The 18,517-nt window shown below is 67.4% G+C and carries 17 protein-coding genes and 1 pseudogene; 10 read left to right on the top strand and 8 right to left on the bottom strand.

What is annotated here, in order from left to right; genetic code table 11:
- Positions 1 to 3 precede the first annotated feature (3 nt).
- A complete protein-coding gene (gene hisD, locus AC1DNC_RS16270) occupies positions 4 to 1,413 on the top strand; it encodes a histidinol dehydrogenase (protein WP_476863570.1) in 1,410 nt (469 codons plus the stop codon).
- Positions 1,414 to 1,575: 162 nt separating this feature from the next.
- Entirely contained in the window at positions 1,576 to 2,067 is a 492-nt protein-coding gene (nrdR, locus tag AC1DNC_RS16265) for a transcriptional regulator NrdR (protein ID WP_476863569.1), read from the top strand.
- 117 nt (positions 2,068 to 2,184) lie between these two features.
- Here the strand turns inward: nrdR and ppgK are convergent, their stop codons facing one another.
- Both ppgK and map read right to left on the bottom strand, forming a co-directional pair.
- The gene (ppgK, locus tag AC1DNC_RS16260) at positions 2,185 to 2,988 is read right to left on the bottom strand and encodes a polyphosphate--glucose phosphotransferase (RefSeq protein WP_476863568.1); all 804 of its coding nucleotides are present in this window, start codon (positions 2,986 to 2,988) and stop codon (positions 2,185 to 2,187) included.
- Between the two features lie 66 nt (positions 2,989 to 3,054).
- The gene (map, locus tag AC1DNC_RS16255) at positions 3,055 to 3,933 is read right to left on the bottom strand and encodes a type I methionyl aminopeptidase (protein ID WP_476863567.1); all 879 of its coding nucleotides are present in this window, start codon (positions 3,931 to 3,933) and stop codon (positions 3,055 to 3,057) included.
- 95 nt (positions 3,934 to 4,028) lie between these two features.
- Between map and AC1DNC_RS16250 the strand changes: the two genes are divergently transcribed.
- The gene (locus tag AC1DNC_RS16250; RefSeq protein WP_476863566.1) at positions 4,029 to 4,196 is read left to right on the top strand and encodes an SPOR domain-containing protein; all 168 of its coding nucleotides are present in this window, start codon (positions 4,029 to 4,031) and stop codon (positions 4,194 to 4,196) included.
- A gap of 10 nt (positions 4,197 to 4,206) precedes the next feature.
- Positions 4,207 to 4,770 (top strand): annotated as a pseudogene (locus tag AC1DNC_RS16245) (P-loop nucleotide/nucleoside kinase family protein); the annotation flags it as partial.
- Between the two features lies 1 nt (position 4,771).
- Here the strand turns inward: AC1DNC_RS16245 and panB are convergent.
- Complete coding sequence (gene panB / locus AC1DNC_RS16240) at positions 4,772 to 5,722, bottom strand: 3-methyl-2-oxobutanoate hydroxymethyltransferase (protein ID WP_476863565.1); 951 nt, start codon at positions 5,720 to 5,722, stop codon at positions 4,772 to 4,774.
- Between the two features lie 274 nt (positions 5,723 to 5,996).
- Between panB and glnA (AC1DNC_RS16235) the strand changes: the two genes are divergently transcribed.
- The 5 genes from glnA (AC1DNC_RS16235) to AC1DNC_RS16215 all read left to right on the top strand — a co-directional run bounded on the left by glnA (AC1DNC_RS16235) (position 5,997) and on the right by AC1DNC_RS16215 (position 13,330).
- Positions 5,997 to 7,337 carry a type I glutamate--ammonia ligase gene (glnA, locus tag AC1DNC_RS16235; protein WP_138769615.1) on the top strand — a complete coding sequence of 447 codons (1,341 nt, stop codon included), beginning with the start codon at positions 5,997 to 5,999 and terminating at the stop codon, positions 7,335 to 7,337.
- A 9-nt stretch (positions 7,338 to 7,346) separates the two neighbouring features.
- A complete protein-coding gene (locus AC1DNC_RS16230; protein WP_476863564.1) occupies positions 7,347 to 10,358 on the top strand; it encodes a bifunctional [glutamine synthetase] adenylyltransferase/[glutamine synthetase]-adenylyl-L-tyrosine phosphorylase in 3,012 nt (1,003 codons plus the stop codon).
- Between the two features lie 186 nt (positions 10,359 to 10,544).
- Entirely contained in the window at positions 10,545 to 12,008 is a 1,464-nt protein-coding gene (locus tag AC1DNC_RS16225; protein WP_476863637.1) for an amino acid ABC transporter substrate-binding protein/permease, read from the top strand.
- Positions 12,005 to 12,754, top strand: coding sequence for an amino acid ABC transporter ATP-binding protein (locus AC1DNC_RS16220; RefSeq protein WP_476863563.1), 750 nt, complete (start codon positions 12,005 to 12,007; stop codon positions 12,752 to 12,754). The genes AC1DNC_RS16225 and AC1DNC_RS16220 overlap by 4 nt, the downstream gene beginning before the upstream one ends.
- A gap of 60 nt (positions 12,755 to 12,814) precedes the next feature.
- Complete coding sequence (locus tag AC1DNC_RS16215; protein ID WP_476863562.1) at positions 12,815 to 13,330, top strand: GNAT family N-acetyltransferase; 516 nt, start codon at positions 12,815 to 12,817, stop codon at positions 13,328 to 13,330.
- Here AC1DNC_RS16215 and AC1DNC_RS16210 read toward each other — a convergent pair.
- Both AC1DNC_RS16210 and glnA (AC1DNC_RS16205) read right to left on the bottom strand, forming a co-directional pair.
- Positions 13,311 to 13,736 carry a hypothetical protein gene (locus AC1DNC_RS16210; RefSeq protein WP_476863561.1) on the bottom strand — a complete coding sequence of 142 codons (426 nt, stop codon included), beginning with the start codon at positions 13,734 to 13,736 and terminating at the stop codon, positions 13,311 to 13,313. The two genes, AC1DNC_RS16215 and AC1DNC_RS16210, sit on opposite strands and share 20 nt — an antisense overlap.
- 166 nt (positions 13,737 to 13,902) lie before the next feature.
- Positions 13,903 to 15,327: a type I glutamate--ammonia ligase gene (gene glnA, locus AC1DNC_RS16205; protein ID WP_476863560.1), complete on the bottom strand. Its 1,425-nt coding sequence runs from the start codon at positions 15,325 to 15,327 to the stop codon at positions 13,903 to 13,905.
- 298 nt (positions 15,328 to 15,625) lie between these two features.
- Here glnA (AC1DNC_RS16205) and AC1DNC_RS16200 point away from each other — a divergent pair, with 298 nt between their 5' ends.
- Positions 15,626 to 16,063, top strand: coding sequence for an RDD family protein (locus tag AC1DNC_RS16200; protein WP_476863559.1), 438 nt, complete (start codon positions 15,626 to 15,628; stop codon positions 16,061 to 16,063).
- Between the two features lie 215 nt (positions 16,064 to 16,278).
- Here the strand turns inward: AC1DNC_RS16200 and AC1DNC_RS16195 are convergent, their stop codons facing one another.
- The 3 genes from AC1DNC_RS16195 to AC1DNC_RS16185 all read right to left on the bottom strand — a co-directional run.
- Positions 16,279 to 16,641, bottom strand: coding sequence for a DUF3817 domain-containing protein (locus tag AC1DNC_RS16195; protein ID WP_476863558.1), 363 nt, complete (start codon positions 16,639 to 16,641; stop codon positions 16,279 to 16,281).
- 166 nt (positions 16,642 to 16,807) lie between these two features.
- Positions 16,808 to 17,569 (bottom strand): DUF4191 domain-containing protein, encoded by a 762-nt coding sequence (locus AC1DNC_RS16190; protein WP_476863557.1) that lies wholly within the window; start codon positions 17,567 to 17,569, stop codon positions 16,808 to 16,810.
- A 90-nt stretch (positions 17,570 to 17,659) separates the two neighbouring features.
- Positions 17,660 to 18,517, bottom strand: an 858-nt coding sequence (locus AC1DNC_RS16185; protein ID WP_476863556.1) for a lipoyl synthase, incomplete at its 5' end; no start/stop codon positions are given.

Raw genomic sequence — 18,517 nt, 5'->3', positions numbered from 1 at the left:
CGCGTGACCCCAACTGCTGACAGCCCCGTACCCTCTGCCTCCGCCCCGGCAACCCCCGCATCCGCCGCACTGAACTTCCGCACCGTGGACGTGCGCGGGCAACGCTTGTCCCTCGCCGGACTCCGCGCCGCCGTCCCGCGGGCGCAGCATGGCACCGTGGCCGACGCCGAGCAAAAGGTCCTGGACATCATTTCGGCGGTCCAGACGCGCGGCTTTGAGGCGCTGCGCGAGCTGGCGTTGAACTTCGACGGCGTCGAACAAGCCCACCCGCGGGTTCCGGCCGAGGCCCTCAAGGCCGCCCTGGACGGCCTCGATCCCGCCGTTCGCGCCGCCCTCGAGGAGTCCATCCGCCGGGCACGCCGCTTCGCCGACGCACAGCGTCCGGCGAACACCGACGTCGAACTCGGCGAGGGCGCCGTAGTGAGCCAGAACTGGGTGCCGGTCGCGCGTGTCGGGCTCTACGTCCCCGGCGGCCTGGCGGTCTACCCTTCCTCTGTCATCATGAACGTCGTCCCGGCCCTGGCGGCAGGCGTGGAATCCATCGCCCTCGCCTCGCCGCCGCAAAAGGACTTCGGCGGCCTGCCGCACCCCACGATCCTGGCGGCCGCGTGCCTGCTGGGGATCGAGGAGGTCTACGCAATCGGCGGCGCCCAGGCAATCGCCACGTTCGCCTACGGCATCCCCGGCTCCGATTCGGAGTCCGGCATTGACGCTGGCATTGACGCTGTCGATGTCGTCACCGGTCCGGGAAACATCTTCGTGGCCACCGCCAAGCGGCTCGTCAAGGGCGTGGTGGGGATCGACTCGGAGGCCGGCACCACCGAGATCGCAATCCTCGCCGACGCGACGGCGCGCTCCGGCCTCGTCGCCGCCGATCTGATCAGCCAGGCCGAGCATGACCCGCAGGCAGCCTCCGTGCTGATCACCGACTCCGAGGAGCTGGCCGCCTCAGTCCGCCGCGAACTCGAGCTCCAGGCTGCCGGAACCAAGCACAGCGCCCGCGTGCGGGAAGCCCTGTCCGGCCCGCAATCCGGCGTCGTCCTGGTCGAGGACCTCGAACAGGGCATCGCGGCCTGCGATGCGTACGCTGCCGAACACCTCGAGATCATGACCGCGGACGCTGCCGGCGTCGCGGCCCGGATCCGCAACGCCGGCGCGATCTTCGTGGGGGACTACAGCCCGGTCAGCCTGGGCGACTACTGCGCCGGCTCCAACCACGTGCTGCCCACGAGCGGAACGGCCGCGTTCTCCTCCGGGCTGAACGTCACCACCTTCCTGCGCGCCATCCAGGTGATCAACTACAGCAGGAGCGCGCTGGAGGAAGTCAGCGCTCACATCGTCAGCCTTTCCGGCGCCGAAGACCTTCCGGCGCACGGCGAGGCGGTCACCGCGCGGTTCCCGGCCCGGAGCTAGGGCCGCCGCCGGGCGCATCCGGCAGCAGCTGCGCCTGACCACAACATGTAGTAATTACAGGCTTGTTATTCATCAACATCTAGTCGTAAACTGATCCCGAGGCGCCAACTGCGGTGCTTCGGCCCTTGGTGGGTCCAGGCTTGCGACAGGGGAGGAACCGACGTGTATTGCCCGTTCTGTCGCAACCCTGATTCGCGTGTGGTGGACAGCCGCATCGCCGACGACGGCTCCGCCATCCGGCGACGCCGTCAGTGCCCGGAGTGCGGACGCCGGTTCACCACCGTGGAAACCACCAGCCTGACCGTCATCAAGCGCTCCGGCGTCGGCGAGCCCTTCAGCCGCAGCAAGGTCATCAACGGGGTGCGGAAGGCCTGCCAGGGCCGGCCCGTCACTGAAGACGACCTCGCCATGCTGGCCCAGGAAGTCGAAGAAACCATCCGAGCCTCCGGCGCCGCCGAGATCGACGCCCACGAGGTGGGCCTGGCCATCCTCAACCCCTTGCAGCGCCTCGATGAGGTGGCCTACCTGCGCTTTGCGAGCGTGTACCAGGCCTTTGAATCGCTGGAAGACTTCGAGTCCGCCATCGCCCTGCTCCGCCATGAGGCCGAGTCCAAGGGTCTGGAAGGCAAGAACCCGCAGAAGAGCCCGCTCTAGGCTCAAACAAGTTCCGGTGGTGGCAACGGAGGGGAAGCCGCGGCCACCACCGGCTCCACCACAAACCGGCCCGCAGTTGGACAACTGCGGGCCGGTTTCGTTTGTGCGGTGCCGGGGTTACTTCGCGAGCTTGTGCGTCAGGGCAACCTCAATGGCGGCGCCCACGATGCCGGCGTCGTTCTTCAGCTCGGCCGGAACGATCGGCGTGCGCAGTGACATGTGCGGCAGGTATTCGTCCGCGCGCTTGGAGATGCCGCCGCCGACGATGAACAGCTCGGGGGAGAAGAGGAACTCGACGTGGGAGAAGTAGCGCTGGAGCAGCACGCTGTATTCGGTCCAGCTCAGGCCGTCGCGCTCACGGGCGACGGCGGATGCCTTGCTCTCGGCGTCGAACCCGTCGATTTCCAGGTGTCCCAGCTCGGCGTTGGGGACGAGCTTGCCATTGAAGATGAAGGCGGAACCGATGCCGGTGCCGAGGGTGATCACCAGGACAGTGCCGGAGACGCCTTCACCGGCGCCGTAGCGGGCTTCGGCCAGGCCGGCGGCGTCGGCGTCGTTGATGACCTCCACCGGGCGGCCGAGCCGGGCGGTCAGCAGTGCGTCGATGTCCAGGTTCAGCCAGGAGTTGTCGACGTTCGCCGTCGAGTGGACCACACCGTGCTGGATGATTCCCGGGAAGGTCACACCGACAGGGGAGTCGGCCGCGGGGGCGTCGGGACGCTTGGACAGCTCCGTGACAACCTGCGCCACGACTTCGGCCACGGCTTCCGGCGTGGACGGCTGCGGGGTGGGGACGCGGAGCCGGTCGCCGACGAGCTTGCCCTTCTTCAGGTCAACGATTCCGCCCTTGATGCCGGTGCCACCGATGTCGATGCCGATCAGCGGGGCGTTCTTCTTCGACTTCTCGTCCTTCTTGGCCAATGTTGTTCCGTTCGTGGCAGGGGCGGGGTGGGTCTTGTTGTTGATCTTGGAAAGGCGGTGCGGGGATCAGGGAAGGGTCAGGACTTCGGCGCCGGACTCCGTGACCAGCAGGGTGTGTTCGAACTGTGCTGTCCGCTTGTGGTCGCGCGTGACGACCGTCCAGTCGTCGGCCCACATGTCCCACTCGACGGTGCCGAGGGTGAGCATGGGCTCGATCGTGAAGACCATGCCGGCCTCCATCACCGTGTTGTAGGCCGGAGCGGCGTCGTAGTGCGGGATGATCAGCCCGGTGTGAAAAGCCTCGCCCACGCCGTGCCCGGTGAAGTCGCGGACCACGCCATAACCGAAGCGCTTGGCGTAGGACTCGATGGTCCGGCCGATCACGTTGATTTCACGCCCCGGGGCCACCGCACGGATGGCGCGGCGCAGGGATTCTTCGGTGCGTTCGACTAACAGCCTGGACTCCTCGTCGACGTCGCCCACGAGGAAGGTGTAGTTGGTGTCGCCGTGCACGCCGCCGATGAAGGCCGTGATGTCGATGTTGAGGATGTCGCCGTCCTGGACCACCGTGCTGTCGGGGATGCCGTGGCAGATGACCTCGTTGAGCGAGGAGCACAGCGACTTGGGGAAGCCGCGGTAGCCGAGGGTCGACGGGTACGCCTTGTGGTCGAGCAGGAACTCATGCCCCACCTTGTCCAGTTGGTCCGTGGTCACGCCCGGCACGATGTGCTTGCCGACCTCCACGATGGCCCGGGCGGCGATCCGCGAGGCGATGCGGATCTTCTCGATGGTCTCGGCGGACTTGACCTCTGCGCCGGTGAACTTGGCCGGGGCGGGTTTGCCGACGTACTCGGGGCGCGGAATGGACGCCGGCACGGCAAGTTGCGGGCTGACTGTTCCCGGGACAAGGGTGCCGATGGGTGCAGTCGAGGTGAGGGAAGGCATAGATTGATTCTATAAGTACCCGGCCGAAGGCCGGAAAATACAGCCGAGAAACAGCCGGACTATCAGCCGGAAATACGCGCACAGGAGGAGTCTTCATGACCGAATACTGGTACAACGTCAACACTCACGAGATCGAGGAAGACGCAATGTCCGACTGGAGCCAGCTGATCGGCCCCTACAAGACCCGCGAGGAAGCCGAACACGCCCTCGAAAAGGTCAAGGCCCGCAACGAGGCCTGGGACAAGGGCGACGACGACGCGTAACGGCCGGGCGGCGCCCGTTGTCCTTCTGGTCAACGGGCTGCCCGGCTCCGGCAAGTCGACGCTCGCGGCCCAGCTCTCGGCCGGGCTGGGCATTGCGCTGTTTTCCAAGGACGCCTACAAGGAATCCCTCTGGGACAGCCGCAGGCGTCCGACGGCGGCGGAGTCGTCCAGCGTGGGCCGCGCCGCTGTGGCCCGCCTCTGGTCCGAACTCACCGAACATCCCGGTCCCGCCGTCGTCGAATCTTTTTGGTTTGCCCCCAGGGACCGGCTGCTCCTCGCCGCGGACCTGGCCGCCGCCGGGAGGACCGCGGCTGCTGAGCTGTGGTGCAGTGTGGATGCGGCTACCGCCAGGCAGCGCTGCCGCGGCCGCCAACGGCACGCGGTCCACCACGCAGCGCATGAGGATGAAGAGCTGTGGCAGCAATGGGCGCAGCACGCCGGGCCGCTGGGGCTGGGCCGGACCCTGCGCGTCAGTACAGCGGGACCGGTGGACCTTGAGGCCCTGTGCCGGCAGGTCCGGCCCCTGCTGGAACCCGAAATCCTGGAACCCGAAACGCTGGAACCCGAAGCTTGAACTAGAAGGAATGCTCCGGGCCGGGGAAGTGACCCGAACGGACGTCATCGCCGTAGGCCTTGGCCGCGTCACTCAGGGTGGTCCGCAGATCCGCGTACTGCTTGACGAACTTGGCCATCTTGCCGCCGCGCAGCCCGGCCATGTCCTGCCAGACCAGCACCTGGCCGGTGGTCGCGTTGCCCGCTCCGATGCCGATCGTGGGCACCTCGACAGCGGCGTCCACGGCGGCCGCCGTCGGCGCCGGAACCATTTCCATCAGCACGCAGAAGGCACCGGCGTCGGCCAAGGCGACGGCGTCGTCGATCAGCCGCTGGGCGTCGTCGCCGCGGCCCTGGACCCGGTAGCCGCCGAGGGCGTGTTCGCTTTGCGGCGTGAAGCCGATATGCGCCATTACGGGAATTCCGGCCTGGACCATGGCCCGAACGGTCTCGGCGTAGAACTTGCCGCCCTCGATCTTGACCGCGTGGGCGAGCCCCTCCTTGAGGAACCGCACGCCCGTCGCCACCGCCTGCTGGGCGGAAACCTCGTAGCTGCCGAAAGGCAGGTCGGCCACCACGAGGGCGCGCCGCGCGGAGCGGGTCACCGCACGGCAGAGCGGAAGCAGCTCGTCCACCGTGACGGGCAGGGACGTTTCGTTGCCGAACACATTGTTGGACGCGGAATCCCCGACCAGCAGCACCTCGATGCCGGCAGCGTCAAAGATCTCGGCGGTGTACTGGTCGTAAGCCGTCAGCATGGCGAAGCGCTCACCGTTGAGCTTGGCCTGGCGCAGGTGGTGTGTGCGGATCCGGCCCGCCGGCTTGGCGGCACCATCCTTGGGGGCGGCGCCTGTGGCGTCGCCGCCCGCGGCCGGTGCCGGGGCTGCGTCGGACATGCCGGAGGCGGGGCCGTTGCCGTAGGGGGCAGCGAGTTCTGCGGACAGGGGCGAATCGGGGCTGTTGCTGGGGGCCATGCCATGAGCGTAGTGCGATACCCGGCGTCCTAGCTACCGGGCGGCCCCGCCGGCCCGGTGAAAGCCGTCACAATCGGGGCCGTCCCGGCACCGCAGCGGGGCGCCCGGACGGCGGTCCGGCGGCCGTTGTGTTAACGGTGTGTTACGCGGGGGCGCTGGGCCAGCAATCGCCGGGAATGCTTAGTAGAGTGATTCGAGAGCAGCTGCGGGCGCCAGCCAGGACGAGTAGTCGGGACGGGTCCGGGGCACGGACGTAGACCCGGAAAGAGGCACCATGGACCGCCAGCAAGAGTTTGTCCTGCGGACGATCGAAGAGCGTGACGTGCGCTTTGTGCGCTTGTGGTTCACCGACGTCGTGGGCTCGCTGAAATCTGTGGCACTGGCTCCGGCCGAAGTCGAAGGCGCCTTCGAGGAGGGCCTGGGCTTCGACGGCTCCTCGATCGAGGGCCTGGCCCGCGTCTTCGAGTCGGACATGCTGGCCCAGCCGGACCCCTCCACTTTCCAGATCCTGCCGTGGCGCGGCGAGACCGAAGCCACCTCGCGGATGTTCTGCGACATCCTGACGCCCGACGGCGAGCCCTCCGCGGCGGATCCGCGCAACGTGCTCAAGCGCAACCTCGCCAAGGCCGCGGACATGGGTTTCACCTGCTACACCCACCCCGAAATCGAGTTCTACCTGCTCAAGTCCCAGCAGCCGGGCCCGGACGGCGCGCCGGTTCCGGTGGACGAGGGCGGCTACTTCGACCACGTGCCCGGCGGCGTGGCGCAGGACTTCCGGCGGACCGCCGTGACCATGCTGGAATCCGTGGGCATCTCTGTCGAGTTCAGCCACCACGAGGCCGGCCCCGGCCAGAACGAGATCGACCTGCGCTACGCCGACGCGCTCCAGACCGCGGACAACATCATGACCTTCCGCACCGTGATCAAGGAGGTCGCACTCCAGCAGGGCACCTACGCAACCTTCATGCCCAAGCCCTTCACGGCGCACCCCGGTTCAGGCATGCACACGCACTTCTCACTGTTCGAAGGCGACACCAACGCCTTCTACGAGGCCGGCGCGGAGTTCCAGCTCTCCGAAACCGCCCGGCAGTTCATCGCCGGCATCCTCAAGCACGCCCCCGAGTTCACCGCCGTGACCAACCAGTTCGTGAACTCCTACAAGCGCCTCTGGGGCGGGGGAGAGGCGCCGAGCTACCTGAGCTGGGGCCACAACAACCGCTCCGCCCTGGTCCGGGTGCCGCTCTACAAGCCCGGCAAGGGCCAGTCCGCCCGGATCGAGTACCGCGGCATCGACTCGGCCGCCAACCCGTACCTCGCCTACGCCGTGCTGCTGGGCGCCGGGCTGAAGGGCATCGAGGAGGGCTACCAGCTGCCGGCCGCCGCGGAGGACGACATCTGGTCGCTGAGCTCGGCCGAGCGCCGCGCCATGGGCCACGATCCGCTGCCGGCCAGCCTGCACGACGCGATCCGGACCATGGAGGATTCCGAGCTCATGCCGCAGATCCTGGGCGAGCAGGTCTTCGAGCACTTCCTGCGCAACAAGCGCGCCGAGTGGCAGGACTACCGCCTCCAGGTGACGCCCTACGAGCTGCAGCGCAACCTGGCCATCCTCTAGGCGGCCGCTATGAGCCTGGCACGGCGCCTCATCGCCGCGGGTTTCAACGACCTGGAGAAGGGCGAGCGGTTCCTGGCCGCCACCGAGCTGGAGGGCCTGGACGAGGACGCGCTGTTCGCAGGGCTTCAGCTGGCCGCCAACCCGGACACGGCGCTGCAGTCCCTGGTCCGGCTGATCGAAAAACACCCGGACCTGCGGAAACTTGCCGCGGCGGAGCCGGACCGCAGCGAACCGCTCTACCGGGTGCTGGGCGCTTCCGAGGCGCTGGGCGAGTTCCTCATCCGGCACCCGGAACACCTGGACGCCTTCCACACCACGGCGAGCCCCGAGCCGCAGGCGGCAGACGCCGCCGCGCTGCGCACCCGGCTGCTGCAGTCCGTCCGCGCCGACCCGAAGGCCGCCCGTCCGGTCGCGGCGCTGACCGGGCAGGAAGGCTACGCCGCCCTTCGCACGGCCTACCGCAGGGGGCTCGTGGAGCTCGCCATCAAGGACCTCTGCGCCGCCGATCCGTTGGACTTCATGCCGGCTGTTGGCGCAGAACTGGCCGACCTGGCAGGGGCCGCGATCGAGGCCGCCCTTGCCGTATCCCGGGCCGAAGCGGCCGAGCAGTTCAGCGCGGCGGAGGTGGCCGACGTCGGGCTGGCCGTGATCGGGATGGGCAAGTGCGGCGCCCGCGAACTGAACTACATCTCCGACGTCGACGTCATCTACGTGATCGATCCCGGCGCGCTGGAAGACTTCCGAGCCAACACCATCGGCACCGCCCTGGCCTCGGGCATTTCGCGGGCCATCATGTCCACAAGCCGTGAGCCGGGGCTCTGGGAGGTCGATGCCAACCTCCGGCCCGAGGGCAAATCCGGGCCACTGGTGCGCACCCTGGCCTCGCACGAGAGCTACTACGCCCGATGGGCGGAAAGCTGGGAATTCCAGGCGCTGCTCAAGGCCCGCACCATCGCCGGCGACGCCGCACTCGGTGCCCGGTACGAGGCCGCTGTCGCCCCGCTGATCTGGTCCTCCGCGGGCCGCGAAGGGTTCGTCGAGTCGGTCCGTTCGATGCGCCGCCGGGTCACCGAACACATCCCGGCCGAGGAGGAGCAGCGGCAGATCAAACTGGGCCGCGGCGGGCTGCGCGACGTCGAATTCACCGTCCAGCTGCTCCAGCTGGTGCACGGCAAATCGGACGAATCGCTGCGCGGCCGGGACACCACCTCGGCCATCGCGGCTCTCTCCGCCGGCGGGTACATCGGACGCTCGGACGCCAAGGAGTTCGACCGCGACTACCGCTACCTGCGCCTGCTCGAGCACCGGATCCAGCTGTTCCAGCTGCGCCGCACGCACCTGATGCCTGTCAAGGAAGCGTCGCTGCGTTCCCTCGCCAAGGCGGTCCTGGGCCCGTTCTCCGACGAACGCCCGCACCCGGACGCGCTGCTGAAGACGTGGCGCCAGACGAAGCGTTCCGTCCGGGAACTGCACGAGCGCATCTTCTACCGGCCGCTGCTCAATACCGCCGCCGCGCTGAGCAGCGAGGAGGCCAGGCTCACGCCCGAGGCCGCGCAGGGCCGGCTTGCCGCGCTCGGCTACCTGGATCCGCCCGGGGCCATGCGGCACATCGAGTCACTCACCGCCGGGGTGAGCCGGCGAGCCGCCCTGCAGCGCCAACTGCTGCCGATCCTGCTCGGCTGGCTCGCCGAAGGCGTGGACCCCGACGGCGGTTTGCTCGCCTTCCGCCGGGTCAGCGAGGCGCTCGGCACCACGCACTGGTACCTCGGCCTGCTGCGCGATTCGACGGCGGCGGCCGAGCGGCTCTGCCACGTGCTCTCCAACTCCCGGCTCATCTCGGACCTGCTGGAGGTCTCGCCGGAGTCGGTGGCCTGGCTCGGCTCGGACAAGGACCTGGTGCCGCTCAGTTACGAGGCGCAGTGGCTGGAGATCACCTCCAAGATGTCCCGGCATTCGGATCCGGAGAGTGCCATGCGCCTGATCCGGCTGATCCGGCGCCGCGAGATCCTGCGGATCGCCATCGCGGACAGCGCGGGGCTGCTGGACCAAGACCAGGTGGGAGCGGCCCTGGCCGATACCGACCGTGCCGCCATGCTCGGTGCCCTCCGCGTGGCCGAGACGGTGGTGTCCGCCCGGGAACCGCTTAAGACCCGGGTCCTGGTGGTGGCGATGGGGCGCCAGGGCGGCCGCGAGATCGGCTACGGCTCCGACGCCGACGTCATGTACGTGCACCGCGGCCTGCCCGGCGTGCCGGAAGACGAGGCGCAACAGCAGGCCGCCCGGATCGTCGGCAAGCTCTCCAGCCTGCTGACCCAGCCGCTCAAGCCTGCCATCCTGGCCGAACGCGTGCTGATGGTGGACGCGGACCTGCGGCCGGAAGGCAAGAACGGGCCGATGGTGCGCTCGCTTGAGTCCTACGCCGAGTATTACCGCCGCTGGTCCCTCATCTGGGAGGCGCAGGCGCTGCTGCGTGCCAGGCCGATGGCCGGCGACGACGAACTCGCCGCCGACTTCCTGGCGATGATCGATCCCATCCGCTATCCGGACGCGATTACTGACCAGGATGTCCGCGAGGTCAGGCGGATCAAGGCCCGGATGGAGTCGGAACGGTTGCCCCGCGGCGCGGACCCGGCCCGGCACCTGAAACTGGGCCGCGGCGGCCTGAGCGATGTCGAATGGCTCGCCCAGCTCCTGCAGCTTCGCCATGCTGGCAGGCACCCCGAACTGCGCACGACCTCGACGGTGGAGGCTCTCGAAGCCGCCGCCGAACTGGAGCTGCTGGAGGCAGGCGAAGTGGTGCTGCTGCTGCGGGCCTGGCGGCTCGCGAGCCGGATCCGATCCGCCAACGTGATCTGGACCGGCCGCGCCTCGGACCTGCTTCCGTCCTCGCGCCGGGACCTCGAAGCCGTGGCCCGCTGGTGCGGCTACGGGCACGGGAACGCCGCCGAGCTCGAGGAGGACTACCTGCGGCTGAGCCGCCGTGCACGGGCTGTCTTCGAGCGCGTCTTCTACGGCCAGTAGGCCCGCGGGCCGACATCTATCTCGCCGCCGGTCAAATGCGGGTAGCCTCGGAGGGTACTTTGCCGGTCCTCCGGGCCGGCTGCCGCACTTACCTAGGGGTTGTTTACCTTGCCCAGACTCCAGCAGACCGGGGCCGCCAGGCCGCGGACGGCCACGGTCATCGGAGCGTTGCTGGCCTTCGCCGCCATGCTTTTCGGTGCCTCGGCGGCCACAGCCGCAGGCGCATCCCACCAGCCCGCGGACGCGCCCAGCGCCGCGCACCAGTCCGTCTACCGGGCGCAACCGGCCGCCGCGCCGTCGAGCGTCTCCGGAAAGACCTACGTCATCGGCACGGACACCACGTTCGCACCGTTTGAATTCCGTGACGCGGGCGGTGAACTGACCGGCATCGACATGGACATCATCCGTGAGATCGCCAAGAGCCAGGGATTCACCGTCGAGATCAAATCGCTCGGCTTCAACGCTGCCCTGCAGGCACTGTCCTCCAACCAGGTCGACGGCGTGATCGCCGGCATGTCCATCACCGAGCCGCGCAAGCAGATCTACGACTTCTCCGACCCGTACTTCGAATCGGGCGTACAGATGGCCGTGGCCAAGTCGAACAAGGACATCAAGGGCTACGAGGACCTGAAAGGCAAGACCGTCACCGCCAAGACCGGCAGCGAAGGCGAGACGTTCGCCAAGTCGATCGCCGGCAAGTACGGTTTCACGGTCAAGTCCCTGGACCAGTCCGCCACCATGTACGAGTTGGTGAAGTCCGGGAACGCCGTCGCCGTCTTCGACGACTACCCGGTGCTGGCCTACGGCATCAGCCAGAACAACGGCCTCAAAGCCGTATCCGAGAAGGAAAAGGGCGGCTCCTACGGCTTCGCCGTCAACAAGGGCAAAAACCCGGAACTGCTCAAGGCCTTCAACACCGGCCTGGCCGAACTGAAGTCCAACGGCAAGTACCAGGAAATCCTGGACAAATACCTCAAGGACCCCACGCAGGCCGCCCCGTCCAGCTTCTGGGACCTGCTGGCCAGCAGCTTCCCGGCCCTCATGAAGGGGCTCGGGAACACTGTCCTGGTCACCGCCATTTCCTTCGCCCTGGCCATGCTGATCGGCGTCTTCATGGGGTTCCTGAAGATCTCCACGAGCGTCTTGCTGCGCGGGATCGCCACGACCTTCGTCAGCATCTTCCGCGGGACCCCGCTGCTGGTCTGGGCCTTCTTCTTCTACTTCGGCATCCCGCAGTTGACCGGCCAGCCGATCGACATCTGGGTGGCCGGTGTGCTCACCCTGAGCCTCAACGCCGGCGCCTACATCACCGAAATCGTGCGGGGCTCTATCCAGTCCGTGGATCCGGGCCAGCTTGAAGCCAGCCGCAGCCTGGGCCTGGGCTACGCGAAGTCCATGCAGAAAGTCGTGGTCCCGCAGGCCTTCAAGATCATGACGCCGTCCCTGATCAACCAGCTCATCATCATGCTCAAGGACAGCTCGTTGCTGCTGGCCATCGGCTTCGCCGAGCTGCTCTACCAGGGCCAGCAGATCTACGCCGGAAACTTCCGGATCACTGAAACCCTGCTGATCGTCGCGGTCCTGTACTTCGTGGTGATCATGCTGCTGACCAAGCTGGCCAACGTTGCGGATAAGAGGTTCAACAAATGAGCACGGCAGTCACTGCACCCAGCAAGATCACCGTCCGGGAGCTGAAGAAGTCCTTCGGCGCCAACGAAGTCCTCAAGGGCATCAACGCCGAGGTCGCCGAGGGCGAGGTGGTCTGCGTGATCGGGCCCTCCGGCTCCGGCAAATCAACCTTCCTGCGCTGCCTGAACAAGCTTGAGGACATCACCGGCGGCCACGTCACCGTGGACGGCTTCGACGTGACGGACCCCAAGGTGGACATCAACGAGGTCCGCCGGCACATCGGCATGGTCTTCCAGCACTTCAACCTGTTCCCGCACATGTCCGTGATCGAGAACATCATGCTGGCGCCGGTGGAGTCGAAGAAGCAGGGCAAGGACGAGGCACGGGCCAACGCCTTGAAACTGCTGGAGCGCGTCGGCCTCGCAGAGAAGGCGGACGCACGTCCGGCGTCGCTGTCCGGCGGCCAGAAGCAGCGCGTGGCGATCGCCCGGGCCCTGGCCATGAACCCTGACATCATGCTCTTCGACGAAGCAACTTCCGCGCTGGACCCGGAGATGGTGGGGGAGGTGTTGCAGGTAATCAAGGACCTGGCCCGCGAAGGCATGACGATGGTGCTGGTCACCCACGAGATGGGGTTCGCCCGCGAAGTGGCCGACCGGGTGCTGTTCATGGCCGACGGCGTCATCTGCGAGCAGGGCGCCCCGGAGGAGCTGTTCGGCAACCCGCAGCAGGCGCGCACCCGGGAGTTCCTCTCCAAGGTCCTCTAGGTGTGTGACGCCGGGCCGCCCCGACAGSGGGGCGGCCCGGCGTTGGATACGCTTCTCTTTATGTCTGCACACGTCTGGCTGATCAGCCTCAAGAACCTCGACGACGACGCCCGGGACATCAAGCTGGGCGAGGTCGCGGGCCTGGAGCTTGGGCAGGGACAAAGGAAGTTCGTCGGGGATCCGCTGCGGATGATGCTGTTGGGCCTCGAGGAGGCCAGCCGCTTTCCCTATGTGATGGATTCCAATGGCTCGGCCGTCGGCGTGGCCACCTTGCAGGCCGGGGCCGCACGCGCCGCCGGCTGGTACGACGACGAGTCCGCCTGGCTTTTGCGCGGCTTCCTCGTGGACCGGCGGCAGCAGGGCAGGGGACTGGGTGCGGCCGCAGCGGCCGCGGCCGTGCGGGAGGCAGCCCGGCTCACGACGGCGCTCGGCGGAGACCAGCGCGGCGTCGTCCTCTCCGTCAACGAGGCCAACCCTGCAGGACAGGCCGCCTACCGCAAGGCGGGCTTCGAGGACCGTGGGCAGTACCTCGGCGGCGACGCCGGCCCGCAGCGGATCATGTACCGGGGGTTTTGAACCCGGTTTCGTCCTCGGGTGGGGTGAGCGCTGCGCGGAGGAGCCAGGCGTAGTGCTTGTCGCCCGGAGCGCGGCTGTCCAGATACGCCGCCAGTTCCTCCACCCGCTCCAGTTGGGCGCGCTGCTGCGCAACGAGGGCGAGGAGGTAGCGCCGGTCGCGGATGGACTGCCCGGCCGCAACGCCGGCATTCTCCTCCGCCGTGAGACGTTCCTCGATCGAGGCGAGAGCCTCGGCCTCGGCATCCGCGACGGAACGGTCTGCAGGGCCGGGATTTGCTCCGCCGTCCGGCGCGGTCCCGCCGGCGGCCGTTTGCCCCAGACCGCCGTACCGGTCCAGGCGCGAATAGCCCGGCGCCGGGTCGTCGGCCACTAGGTGCCGATGGATGAAGCTTCGGAACCGGGACATCACCGCTCCTCGATGGAGTTCCTAAGACCAAGCGTAGCCGCGAACGTGGAAAGTGCACGGGGCAAACGAAAGGCCGGCCCGGGGTGGTTAAACCCCGGGCCGGCCTTTTCTGTCACCGGATTGGCGGACCGGTCCGGGCTAGGCCCGGCGTGGCCGCGTGTTCCGGCTAGACGCCGTAGTAGAGCTCGAACTCATAGGGGTTCGGGCGCAGCGAAAGCGGACGGATCTCGTTCTCGTACTTGTACTCGATCCAGGTGTCGATCAGGTCCTGGGTGAAGACGCCGCCGGCCTGCAGGAACTCGTTGTCCTCGGCCAGGGCTTCCAGGGCTTCCTCGAGCGTGCCCGGGGCCTTGGGGATGTCCTTGGCTTCTTCGGCGGGGAGCTCGTAGAGGTCCTTGTCGATCGGAGCCGGCGGTTCGATGCGGTTGCGGATGCCATCGATGCCGGCCATCAGCTGGGCCGCGAAGGCCAGGTACGGGTTGGAGGAGGGGTCCGGCGCGCGGAACTCGATGCGCTTGGCCTTCGGGTTCGAGCCCGTGATCGGGATACGGATACCGGCGGAGCGGTTGCCCTGCGAGTAGACCATGTTGACCGGAGCCTCGAAGCCCTTGACCAGGCGGCGGTAGGAGTTCACCGTCGGGTTGGTGAAGGCCAGGACGGCGGAGGAGTGCTTCAGCAGGCCACCGATGTACCAGCGGGCGGTGTCGGACAGGCCGGCGTAGCCCTTCTCGTCGTAGAACAGCGGCTCGCCGCCGTTCCACAGCGACTGGTGGCAGTGCATGCCCGAGCCGTTGTCACCGAAGACCGGCTTCGGCATGAAGGTGACCGACTTGCCCCAGGCATCGGCGGTGTTCTTGATGACGTACTTGAACTTCTGCAGGTCATCGGCCGCGTGGGTCAGGGTGGTGAACTTGTAGTTGATTTCAGCCTGGCCGGCGGAGCCGACTTCGTGGTGGCTGCGCTCGACCTCAAGGCCGGCCTCGTCCAGGGCAACGCACATGGCGTCGCGCAGGTCGGCCTGCTTGTCCGTCGGGGAAACCGGGAAGTAACCGCCCTTGACGGGGGTCTTGTAGCCGAGGTTTCCGCCCTCTTCCTCGCGGCCGGTGTTCCAGTGGGCTTCCTCGGAGTCGATCTTGTAGAAGCTGCCCTGGGGGGAGGACTGGTACTGGACGTTGTCGAAGACGAAGAACTCGGCCTCGGGAGCGAAGAATGCGGTGTCGGCGATGCCGGTGGAGGCCAGGTAGGCCTCAGCCTTCTCGGCCACGCCACGCGGATCGCGGTGGTACGGGTCGCCCGTGCGGGGGTTCACGATGGAGAAGTTCAGTGCGAGGGTCTTCTCCATGCGGAAGGTGTCAACGAACGCCGTCGTAACGTCCGGGATGAGCTGCATGTCCGACTCGGCGATGCCCTGGAAGCCACGGATCGAGGATCCGTCGAAAAGCTGGCCGTTAACGAAGAAGTCCGCGTCTACGCTCTTGGCCGGGACGTTGAAGTGCTGCTGAACGCCCGGCAGGTCGGTGAAGCGGATATCAACGAATTTGATGTCTTCGTCTTTGATGAACTTGAGGACTTCGTCCGCAGTCTTGAACATCTATGCTCCTTACGCATATGAAAGATCTGGCCGTCAGGCCGTGTGGTCCAGCGCAGTCCGACGGCGGGGTAAACGCAGTGTTGACCCCGCCCACAATGCCGCTAGCAACTGTTACCACCCTAAGGACACGGGATTTCCCCACGGTGTCCGCTTTGTTTCAAGCAGGTTACAGAATGCGCTGACGTGTTAAAGCTAGCCGCTGTCCACAGTGTGGCCTATCCGGGTCCGCTCTGTGACCGCCCCAAGTCCAAATGATGAACAGGCCGGGCGCCCGGCCGGGAGCCGATAGGCTTGTGGGGTGGTTGATCGCAAAGACATAGGCTCCTGGCTCAGCGGACCGGACACGTCCGGCATCTCCAAGTACCCGGGGGAGCGGCTGGGGCTGCCCGAGTCCGGCCCCGGCTCGATTGCCCGCGCGGGCCGGCGCATTCTGGCCATCTGCATCGACTGGGGGATCGCCCTGCTGATCAGCAATTTCGCCTTCGCGGGAAACCCCTGGGCCAATCTTGCGGTCTTCGCCGTCGAACAGGCATTGCTGGTTGGGACGCTGGGCTACAGCATCGGGCACCGGATCATGGGCATCCATGTCATCCGGCTCGGCGGTGGTCCCGCGGGGCCGCTCGCGGGCCTGGTCCGCAGCCTGCTGCTCTGCCTCGTGATCCCTGCCGTCATCTTCGACCCGGACCACCGCGGCCTGCACGACAAGGCCATGAACACGGTGCTCGTCCGGATGTAGCTGCCGCGGGTTGTAGCTGCCGTCCAAGGTAGCTGCCGCAGGCCGGATTAGCGGCCGCGGGCCCACCGCCACGCGGCGATCGTTCCCCGTTTGCCACAGATGGCCGCTATTGCACTGTGCATAACGGCCATCTGTGGCGAACGGGCCGGCGCCCCGTGACGAAGCGCCCGGCCGCCCGGCAAACCGCCGCCAAACCAGGGAGAACCCGCGCGGAGCTACACCCCGGCCGACGCCCGGGCCGGCAACGGTTCGGTTGCAACGTCCTTGGCGGACAGATAGCCGCGCTTCTCAGCCCAGCGCTCGAACCAGATGGTGGTGAAAGGCAGCACCGCGGACAGCCCGGCGAACAGGGCCACCCGGAACGGCCAACGCTGCAGCCTCCACAACGTCAGGGCGGTCAGGCCGTAGCCAATGAAGAATGCCCCGTGGACCGGCCCGGCAAGCTCGACGCCCAGTTCGGTGGTCCGCAGCACCCACTTGAGGAACATTCCCACCAGCAGCGCTGCCCAGCTAAAGGCTTCGGCAACTGCCAGGATCTTGAAGGCCCTGAGCACGGCGGTTTTCGAAGGTAGTTTCACGTGGGAGTCTCCGGATTCGGTCGATGCGGTGACGGCCTCCGAGCGCAGGCGCCGTCGTCGTACGGGTCGGACAAAAAGGGCTAAGCCCGGTTAAAGCGGACCGCCCCGGCTCCCGGCAAGATGCCGGCAACCGGGGCGCCCCGGGAAAGCTGTAGCCAACGGGTCCCTAGCGGCCGCGGGCGGCCTTGCGGTCCGGGCGGGCCTTGTACGGGTCGATGCCCTTGGGGATCGGCAGGCGGTTGCCGAGTGAGGAGATGCGCTTCGAGACGGTGCTGACCTCGGTCTTGGTCAGTTCGTTCTTCATCTTGCCCATCTTCTTGGCGACCTGGCTGATCGGCACCTGGCCCTCGCCTCGGCCGCTCTCGATCACGTGGATGGTGACGTTGGGCAGGATGCGGGCGAGACGCTTGCGTTCACCGTCGAGCAGGGGCTTGACCCGGTGGCTGGGACCCTCGCTCACGAGCACGACGCCGGGGCGTCCGATGGCGCGGAAGACGGCGTCCTGCGTGCGCGGGTTGACGGCGACCGGCTGGTCCTCGGTGATCCAGCCGCGGCGCAGGGTGCCGAGTGCGGCACCGGAGGCGCCGGGCTGGTTTTCGATCTGGGCGAACGCTGCCCGCTCGGCGCGGCGGGACAGGATCAGGGTGGCGGCCAGGATGCCCAGCGGAATGCCGATGATCAGGCCCGTGATCCAGTTATCCAGCAGGAATCCGACCAGGAAGCTGACCGCGACGACGCCGAGGAACGCCAGCAGCATGAGCCACGGAACCATCGGATCGTGGCGGCGGGTCATCTGGAAGACTTCCCTGATCTGCTTCAGCCGGCTCGGCTTCTTGGCCTTGGCTACCTTGGGCTTGCGGGAGAAAAGGCCACGCTTCGGCTCGTCGGCCGAGGAAGTGGACGTGCTGGAGTCAGGGAAATTCGCCATAGTGCCTTAATTCTACGTGATGCACGGCTCAGGGCCGGACACCGGATTGCTCCGGTGCCGGCCCTGGGCGGCAATGGTTGAAGGGGTCTGTCAGGAGTGTGCCGCGAGCAGTGAGCTGGCTTCCTGGCGGGTGCTGCCGGAGGATTCGATGTGGGCGAGGGCGGCGGGGATTTCCCAGCCCTTCTTGCGCATCGCGGTGGCCCAGAGCCGGCCGGCGCGGTACGAGGAGCGCACCAGGGGTCCGGACATGACGCCGAGGAAGCCGATCTCGTCCGCTTCCTGCTGCAGGTCCACGAATTCCTGCGGCTTGACCCAGCGGTCCACCGGGAGGTGGCGTTCGGACGGGCGCAGGTACTGGGTGATGGTGATCAGGTCGCAGCCGGCCTCGTGCAGGTCSCGSAGGGCCTCGGAGATTTCCTCGCGGGTCTCGCCCATGCCCAGGATCAGGTTGGACTTGGTGACCATGCCGTGGCTGCGGCCCTGGCTGATGACGTCCAGGGACCGTTCGTAGCGGAACGCGGGACGGATGCGCTTGAAGATCCGGGGCACGGTCTCGACGTTGTGGGCGAAGACCTCGGGCTTGGAGTCGCAGATCGCGGCGATGTGTTCGGGTTTGCCGGAGAAGTCCGGGATGAGGAGTTCGACGCCGGTGCCGGGGTTCAGTTCATGGATCTTGCGGACCGTTTCGGCGTAGAGCCAGACGCCCTCGTCGGCGAGGTCGTCGCGGGCGACGCCGGTGACGGTGGCGTAGCGCAGGGCCATGGACTGGACCGAGCGGGCRACCTTGGTCGGTTCGAACATGTCCACGGGGGAGGGYTTGCCGGTGTCGATCTGGCAGAAGTCACAGCGGCGGGTGCATTCGGAGCCGCCGATCAGGAAGGTCGCTTCCTTGTCTTCCCAGCACTCGAAGATGTTCGGGCAGCCGGCCTCTTCACAGACGGTGTGCAG

It is taken from the genome of Arthrobacter sp. 01N442 (assembly GCF_056399345.1).
This window is presented reverse-complemented; position numbering and strand designations above follow the sequence as displayed.